The sequence below is a fragment of the Pseudoalteromonas rubra genome (genome assembly GCF_005887115.1).
GTDB classification, from domain to species: Bacteria; Pseudomonadota; Gammaproteobacteria; order Enterobacterales; family Alteromonadaceae; genus Pseudoalteromonas; species Pseudoalteromonas rubra_F.
On the sequence record NZ_PNCJ01000012.1, the window covers coordinates 252,963 to 260,927 of the forward strand.

Sequence of the window (7,965 nt, forward strand, 5' to 3'; positions counted from 1 at the left end):
AACTAAGATGAGTTTAAGAATCGCAATCACCCCCGGTGAACCGGCAGGGATAGGACCAGATCTGGTCATCAAACTTGCGCAACACGACTGGCCAGCTCAGCTGGTCGCCGTTGTTGATAAAGACATCATGTTACAACGTGCCCGGGAGTTAGATACAACCATTGAGCTCATTCCGTTTGATCCCAATGCCCCAGCCACGGCAGCACCATCCGGCAGTATTTATTACCTTCAAGTCGACAGAGGCTGCGATGTAATCCCAGGGGAACTAGACGAGCGCAATGGTCAGTATGTGCTAGATACCTTGCGTATTGCCTCTGAAAAAAATATGGACGGCACGTTCGATGCGGTCGTCACCGGGCCGGTTCACAAAGGGATCATTAATCGCGCAGGTATTTCGTTTAGTGGCCATACCGAATACTTTGCTCAGCAATCCAATACACCTGATGTGGTCATGATGTTGGCTACCGAAGGACTGCGTGTGGCGCTTGTAACAACGCATATTCCTCTTGCTTACGTTTCTAAAGCCATTACCCATGAGCGCCTGACGAAAGTTGCCCATATTCTTTATCAGGACTTACAAACTAAATTTGGCATTGAGCGGCCAAATGTGCTGGTGTGCGGGTTAAATCCGCATGCAGGCGAAGGGGGACACCTGGGCAGTGAAGAAATCGATACCATAGAACCGGTTCTGACTGAGCTCAATGCGCAGGGTATGCATTTTGTTGGCCCATTGCCCGCCGATACCCTGTTTCAGGCTAAATACCTCGAAAATACCGATGCCGTGCTGGCAATGTATCACGATCAGGGCTTACCTGTGTTAAAATACAAAGGATTTGGCAATTCGGTAAATATTACCCTGGGATTGCCCTTTATCCGTACTTCCGTTGATCATGGCACGGCACTTGACCTTGCCGCCAGCGGCAACGCCGAAGTCGGAAGTTTCGAATTAGCGATCCGCGAAGCAATTAAGCTCGCCACCGAGAAAACACAGAGTTCATGACAGATAAAGTACATTTGGGCCACAGAGCCCGTAAACGCTTCGGCCAAAACTTCCTTAACGACAGCAATATCATTGATAAGATTGTTACGGCCATCGACCCTAAGCCCACAGATAACCTGGTTGAGATAGGTCCAGGCTTAGGCGCCATCACTGAGCCCGTTGTCGAACTGAGTGACCAGCTAACTGTTGTGGAACTAGATCGTGATCTGGCTGAGCGCCTGATCCACCACCCTTTTATGGGGCCCAAATTGACGGTACACCAGGGCGACGCCATGAAGTTTGATTTTTCTTCGCTCCTTAAAGGCGATGAGAAGTTGAAGATTTTTGGTAACTTACCCTACAACGTCTCTACCCCACTGCTTTTTCATTTATTCGAATTTGCAGATCATGTTGAGCATATGCATTTTATGCTGCAAAAAGAAGTCGTGAATCGTATGGTCGCCGGACCGGGCTCCAAAGCCTATGGCCGTTTAAGCGTGATGACTCAGTATTATTGTCACGCAATTCCTGTGATCCAAGTACCACCGACTTGCTTTAAGCCTGCACCTAAAGTTGACTCCGCAGTGGTAAGGCTAATCCCTAAAGATGCGCAACAACGCAGTGCCAAAAGCACCAAAGTACTCAACACTGTGTGTCTTGAAGCGTTCAACCAGAGACGTAAGACGCTGCGCAACAGCTTGTCTAACCTGATGACAGCTGAGCAACTAAGTGATCTTGGCATAGACCCTGGTTTACGTGCAGAGAATATTTCCCTTTCGCAATTTATTGAGATAGCAAACTGGATTTATGACAACAAAGAGTGAGATCGGCTCACCGATCAAAGTATCTGTAGAGACCTTCTATGTTGAAGGTCAATCTCAGCCAGAAAAAGACAAATACGTCTTTGCTTACACCATTACCATCAAAAATCACAGCTTGTGTAATGCCAAGCTGGAAAGCCGTTACTGGCTGATCACCGACGCCAATGGCAAAGAGACTGAAGTCGAAGGTGATGGCGTGGTCGGCGAGCAGCCCACCATTCGCCCCGGGGAGAGTTACCAATATACCAGCGGTGCTGTGTTGGATACGCCTGTTGGAACGATGGAAGGCTACTATGTCATGCGCAACGAATTTGGTACCGAGTTTCGGGCACCGATTCAGGTATTCAGACTGAGTCGCCCGGATATCCTGCACTAATGGCCAATTATGTGGTCGGTGATCTGCAAGGCTGCTTTACGCCATTAAAGCAGCTATTGCAGGAGGTCGCCTTCAACCCTGCACGTGACCACCTTTATCTGGTCGGCGATATCGTTGCCAGAGGTCCCGACTCCCTCGGTTGCCTGGACTTTGTATTTCGCCACCAGGATTGCACAACCATTACGCTCGGCAACCATGATTTGCACCTTATCTGCAATGTAATGCTAGGCAATGCCCCTAATCCCAAAGACAAACTTGATGATTTATACAAGCACAGTAAATTACCCGAGTACTTACGCTATTTAAGCAGCCAGCCTCTGTGTGTCTATCTGGAAAAATATCGTACCTTTATTTCTCATGCCGGTATTCATCCCGAGTGGCAGATTGAACAAGCTCTGTCATTAGGGCAGTGGGCGCAGCAAAAATATATGGGCAATGAGGCCAGCCAGTTTTTACCCGCCATGTATGGCAAAGAGTCGCGTCTGGTGCTGGATAAAGATGAACAAAGCCGATTTAATACCATAGTCAATGTGTTTACTCGAATGCGCTTCCTGACTTCTCAGTGGCATCTTGATTTTGACAATAAAGGTACGCTGGATGATGCTGGCGAATTACGTCCGTGGTTTACGCATCCACGCTTTCAAACTGACCAAAATCGTTACATATTTGGTCACTGGGCCGCCTTGCAAGGTATCACACATGTCCCAAATGTCACCGCTTTAGATACAGGGTGTGTATGGGGTGGACCTATGACCTTGCTTGATTTAGACAAAAACGAGCAAATTTCGAGCAATTAACTGTTTCTCAGCCGATTTTACTGAATTTTGAATTCACATCTGCTATAAAATACTTAACTATCGCGCAATAAATCCGATAAGCATTCATTCAGCTTTAATTTGATGGTACCCGTATGAATTTGACTGTAAGCCAACGTATCTGGGGTGGTTTTATAATAATCACTCTGCTCCTGTTGATGATCGGAGGAAACTCGCTGCTAAGGATCGCCAATATTGATAATTCCACAAGACTGGTTAATTCGCTGTCATTGCCCGCACTCGACAGCAGTGCTGCTTTACAGATCGAATTTACTCAAATGAGTAAACTTGCTCAGGGCAGTTATTTTACCCAGTCACCCGACGAACTTAATTCACTTAAAGCAAAATTTAATGAGCGCCAGCAAGCGTTCAATAAAACCTTTTCTGAATTAGGTGCTGTGGTTGACCAAGATCCAGGTCTGGCACAAAGCAAACGCCAGGTCGAAACAAGCTTTAATCAATTTTCAGCTTCAGTGCAGGGCCTGCTAAGCAACAAAGCCCGTGAGCTTATGCTGGTAAAAACCCTTAAACAGCAACTCGAAGACACTGAAATGGCAGCAGAAGATGCCACCACAGTGGTACTAGACATTCTTGATCTGGATGGCTTGCAGGAAAATGACAACCGTGCTTATCAGGCCGCAACCAAACTGGAAAACCTGTTTAGCTCAGCGGTCACCACCAGTACAGACATGATGACCATCAAAGAGCGCAACACACTGGATATCGTTGAAAAAGAACAAGCCTACGTGTTGGAAGAGCTGGAACGTAATATGGCGTTGATGACATCGACCGTCGCGCAACTTGATAGCACACTCTCAGATGACTTACAGCAGTATTACAGTGACCTTCTGACTCAGTTACAAGGCTCAAACGGTATTGCTGGCAATGTGGGTCAGTTGATCGAAGCAAGACAAAAGACCCGCACTGAGCTGGATGCTGCAGAGACCACAACGAATACGGCATTGAAGCAACTTGGTGAGTTGGTTGCACAATCCAAACAATTGGCGTTTGATATTCAGGATGAAGTACGCGCAGATGTCACCTCTGCAAATATGTGGACTTGGGTGGGCATGATCCTGGCTGCCTTGCTAGCGATTATTATCGCTTATTTGACTGTTAGCCGCATAACTAAACCACTGGCAGAAGTGAACCGAGTACTCAATATTGTAGCGCGCGGCGACATGACTCAAACTCTGGACGACTCAGCAAAAGATGAATTTGGTGAACTGGCAAGTAGCTGTAATAGCCTTATTGCCAGCCTGCGAGAGTTGATCACAGGTATTGTTTCGCGTTCAACCCAGCTGGCAGCAGCCTCAGAAGAGACTTCAGCCATCACCATAGAGTCCAGTCAGGCAATTAAGAGCCAGCAGTCTCAGGTTGAACAAGCAGCGACGGCCACCACAGAAATGAGCAGCACAGCCCATGGTGTTAGCAACAGTGCGCACCAGGCATTGCAGGAAATCAAAAACGCCGATAAAGAAGCCGAGCGAGTCAAAGGCATTTCTCAGGATAACAAGCACACTATAGAGCAACTGGCTCATGAAGTGGAAGCCGTCTCTGAGGTCATCAACAAACTGCATCAGGACAGTTCAGCCATCGGCGGGATCCTGGATGTTATCCGCGGTATTGCAGAGCAAACGAACCTGCTGGCACTGAATGCTGCCATTGAGGCGGCCCGTGCAGGTGAACAAGGTCGTGGCTTTGCGGTGGTTGCTGATGAGGTTCGTTCTCTGGCCAGCAAGACTCAAGAGTCGACTCAGGAAATTCAGGCCATGATTGAGTCGCTGCAAAGCGGCGCCGAAGAAGCCGTGAGTGCGATGTCGAAAGGCCAGCAGCAGGCTGAATCATGTGTTCATCAAAGTGATGTAGCAAATGAAGCGCTTAACTCAATCACAGATGCGGTGTCGCGTGCACACGACGTCAGTGAGGAAATTGCCAATGCCGCCAACGAGCAGCAGCAGGTTTCTCAGGAGATCAGTGAACGTCTGGAGTCTATTGTAACCATCGCCGAACAAACGGCTGAAGGCGCAAACCAGACGTCTATCTCAAGCTCAGAAGTGGCCAAGCTGGCCGAAGAGCTGAGACAGTCGGTTGACCAGTTCCGAGTCTGATCTCAATCGATACGGAATATAAAAAGGGCCGCTCAATGAGCGGCCCTTTTCTTTAGTCAGAAAGACTCATGCACCACCACCAGGGCACTCAGTTTACCCGCGCCAAAAGTGGCCATTTTTTCAAAGTCCTCGCGGGCTATCGGCACCTGCTGACAATCGATTGCTTCCTGATCCTCTTCCACATCCGGGTCATTGACATACAAGCACAGTGCATCAATGCCGGTGATTAAGACCCAGTGTGGTGCCTTCTTGCCGTTTAAGCGGTAGGTACTGATCAAGGCCAACACTGAGCTGCCTTCAGACAACCACTGCCCTACCTGCTCAAGTTTCAGGCTGGTGCACTGAATGGGGATATCCCGATATTCACACTCTTGTTTAAACTGCTCGTGTACCAGCGTCATCACCCGTTTTTTCTGCTCGTTGCGCACCCCATCGATAAACAAAGGCTGCGCCGTGTTGACCACCACTTCTGTGGCAAAGCCGCGCCTTTCTGCAGCCAGTGCCAGGCCAAACGGATGGCAGCCACCATGTCCCGAGGTCATAAAAATGGTTGTTGCTTCACGCCAGATCTCCAGCTCCAGACTTTGATCTCCCATGCAACCCGGATCGATACTGGCCATCGCCATCATCAAAGATGCTGGCCCACAGGTAAACTCTGTGGTTTGCTGATACCAAGGCGCAACCTGCAAAGTCGCCTGCTCAGTGCGCTTACGAATACACTTTTGCATTCTCAGTGCATCATCGTGATCTTCATAGTAGTTATGGTATTCACCAAACACCCGGTACCCCAGCTTCTTGTACAGCGCGATTGCAGCCATGTTGCGTCTGGCCACTTCCAGTCTCATATACAGCCAGCCCAATTGGGCTGCCTGCGACTCGAGTGCCGCCATTAACTGCCCGGCAATGCCCTTACCCTGGTGCTCCTGCGATACTGCCAGTGAGTACAAGCGTGCCAGTCGTGTTCCCTGATGCAACCACAACAGCCCATAGCCTACCAGCTCACCTGCCAGCCGAGTCGTCAACAGCAGACTGTGCTCAAACCCAATATGATGCTTAAACTGGCGGCGACTGAGCCTGTCGTTGCTAAAGCAACGCCCTTCCAGCTCAACCAGTTCGGCTAAATCCGCTGGCCGGGCTTTTTCAATCACCATACAGGCCTGTAACATTACTTTTTACCTCTCGTTTCAAGACGGCGCAAAAATTCAGACATGATTTGCATATACAGCTCATCGCCCAGGTACTTGTCTTCGACACCCTGATCAATGCTGGGGTTATCGTTTACTTCCAGCACGTAGGCCTTTCCCTCATGCTCTTTAATGTCGATGCCATACAAGCCGTTACCCACCACGGCCGCCGCTTTCAGTGCGGCGCCCAGCACAGCCTTAGGGACTTCAAAAGTTGGTAACGTATCAAACCCACCCGAGAAGTTACGCTTTGAGCTGTGGTTATAGATCTGCCAGTGATTACGTGCCATATGATAGCGGCACGCGTAAATGGCGCGTCCGTTCAGTACCCCTATACGCCAGTCATACTCGGTGTACAAATACGCCTGGGCCAGCACAATGGCCGATTCGCCCAGTAAGAGATTCAACCGAAATTGCAGCTCCTCTTTGGTTTTTACCTTGTACACGCCTTTAGAAAACGCACTTTCAGGCATTTTTAACACCATAGGCAGTGATAACTGTTCAACCAACTCTTCTATTACCGCTTCTGAGCACTGGCTGACAAAGCGGGTTTCCAGTGACGGCACTTTTTTATAGTTAAACGCATCGTGCAAAAACACTTTATTGCAACAACGCAAAATAGAGCTGGGGTCATCAATCACCACTAAGTCTTTTTGCTCCGCCTCCTGAGCAAGGCGGTAAGTATGATGATCAATGGCTGTGGTCTCACGGATAAACAAGCCATCGAACTGACTTAAGTTATACAGCTCAGCCGCCTTGACCAGATGGACTTTAATACCCAGCTTGGCCCCGGCCTTAACAAAGCGACTCACGGCATTTTTGTTACTCGGCGGCAACTGCTCCTGATGATCAACCAGCATAGCCAGATCCCAGCGGTGTTTTTTACTGCTTTTGCGCTTCTTCCATTGCATTGCATGGACTCGGCTAAGCACCTGCGTACAAAATGCCAGTTCGTCCTGCTCAATTGAGGAAAAGTCGCTGCGCAGTACCTGCACCTGTAACCCGTTGCTCTGAGGCTGCACATGCACAGTCAGTAACGGCGCCTGGAATTGCGCAAACAAGTGCGCTGCGAGCTTGGTATATTCCGCCTGTTGCGTTTCACCCATACAGACCAGCAATGACAGGGACTGTCGCACCACAATATCCTGCTGCGTGCACCAGGCCTGTGACAAATACACAGTACAGCCTTCATCACCCAGCTCATTGATCACTTTAACACTCGGCAACGCCTGATGATTACGTGCCTCGGCCAGCAAGGAGCAATAGTAGCCCTGACTGAGGTATCGACGGCAGTCACACAGGTTAATGACCCTTAGCTTAGATTCGCCAAGTTTAGGATACGCTTGCAGGTAAGTTTCGAAAGTCACCACATTGTCATTCAGTGGTAAGATATCTGCATTTTGATCAACAACAAATAGCGTAGACAATATTTTAATCCTTAGTGTGAGCCCAGCTTTATGCTGTTAACATAGCGCAACAGGCCACCTGTTAATGAAGGTTTTTTAAACCGGTATAACGCTATTTGTATGTAAAAATCAGGCCAGAGACAAACGATCAATTTTGATGCTTAAGATGAGCAATTCTTTTCTCATATTCGCTGCAAAAAACCGCCAATGTGCCTGATGTTACACACCGAAGTTGCAATTTAAGGGACAATACTGCACACTTGCGCCATTTTT

At 48.7% G+C, this 7,965-nt stretch carries 7 protein-coding genes; 5 read left to right on the top strand and 2 right to left on the bottom strand.

The features are described 5' to 3' along the window. Positions 1 to 7: 7 nt before the first annotated feature. The 5 genes from pdxA to CWB98_RS08840 all read left to right on the top strand — a co-directional run bounded on the left by pdxA (position 8) and on the right by CWB98_RS08840 (position 5,102). The gene (gene pdxA / locus CWB98_RS08820; RefSeq protein ID WP_138544528.1) at positions 8 to 1,000 is read left to right on the top strand and encodes a 4-hydroxythreonine-4-phosphate dehydrogenase PdxA; all 993 of its coding nucleotides are present in this window, start codon (positions 8 to 10) and stop codon (positions 998 to 1,000) included. Then, entirely contained in the window at positions 997 to 1,803 is an 807-nt protein-coding gene (gene rsmA, locus CWB98_RS08825; RefSeq protein WP_138544529.1) for a 16S rRNA (adenine(1518)-N(6)/adenine(1519)-N(6))-dimethyltransferase RsmA, read from the top strand. Before pdxA ends, rsmA begins: the two co-directional genes overlap by 4 nt. Beyond that, complete coding sequence (apaG, locus tag CWB98_RS08830; RefSeq protein ID WP_138544530.1) at positions 1,787 to 2,176, top strand: Co2+/Mg2+ efflux protein ApaG; 390 nt, start codon at positions 1,787 to 1,789, stop codon at positions 2,174 to 2,176. Before rsmA ends, apaG begins: the two co-directional genes overlap by 17 nt. Next, on the top strand, positions 2,176 to 2,973 hold the full coding sequence (locus CWB98_RS08835) for a symmetrical bis(5'-nucleosyl)-tetraphosphatase (RefSeq protein WP_138544531.1): 798 nt from the start codon (positions 2,176 to 2,178) through the stop codon (positions 2,971 to 2,973). The genes apaG and CWB98_RS08835 overlap by 1 nt, the downstream gene beginning before the upstream one ends. 113 nt (positions 2,974 to 3,086) lie before the next feature. Further along, positions 3,087 to 5,102 carry a methyl-accepting chemotaxis protein gene (locus tag CWB98_RS08840; protein WP_138544532.1) on the top strand — a complete coding sequence of 672 codons (2,016 nt, stop codon included), beginning with the start codon at positions 3,087 to 3,089 and terminating at the stop codon, positions 5,100 to 5,102. A 56-nt stretch (positions 5,103 to 5,158) separates the two neighbouring features. Here CWB98_RS08840 and CWB98_RS08845 read toward each other — a convergent pair whose 3' ends face one another. Next, positions 5,159 to 6,268, bottom strand: coding sequence for a GNAT family N-acetyltransferase/peptidase C39 family protein (locus tag CWB98_RS08845; protein WP_138544533.1), 1,110 nt, complete (start codon positions 6,266 to 6,268; stop codon positions 5,159 to 5,161). Then, a complete protein-coding gene (locus CWB98_RS08850; protein WP_138544534.1) occupies positions 6,268 to 7,716 on the bottom strand; it encodes a RimK family protein in 1,449 nt (482 codons plus the stop codon). The genes CWB98_RS08845 and CWB98_RS08850 overlap by 1 nt, the downstream gene beginning before the upstream one ends. Between the last annotated feature and the right edge of the window lie 249 nt (positions 7,717 to 7,965).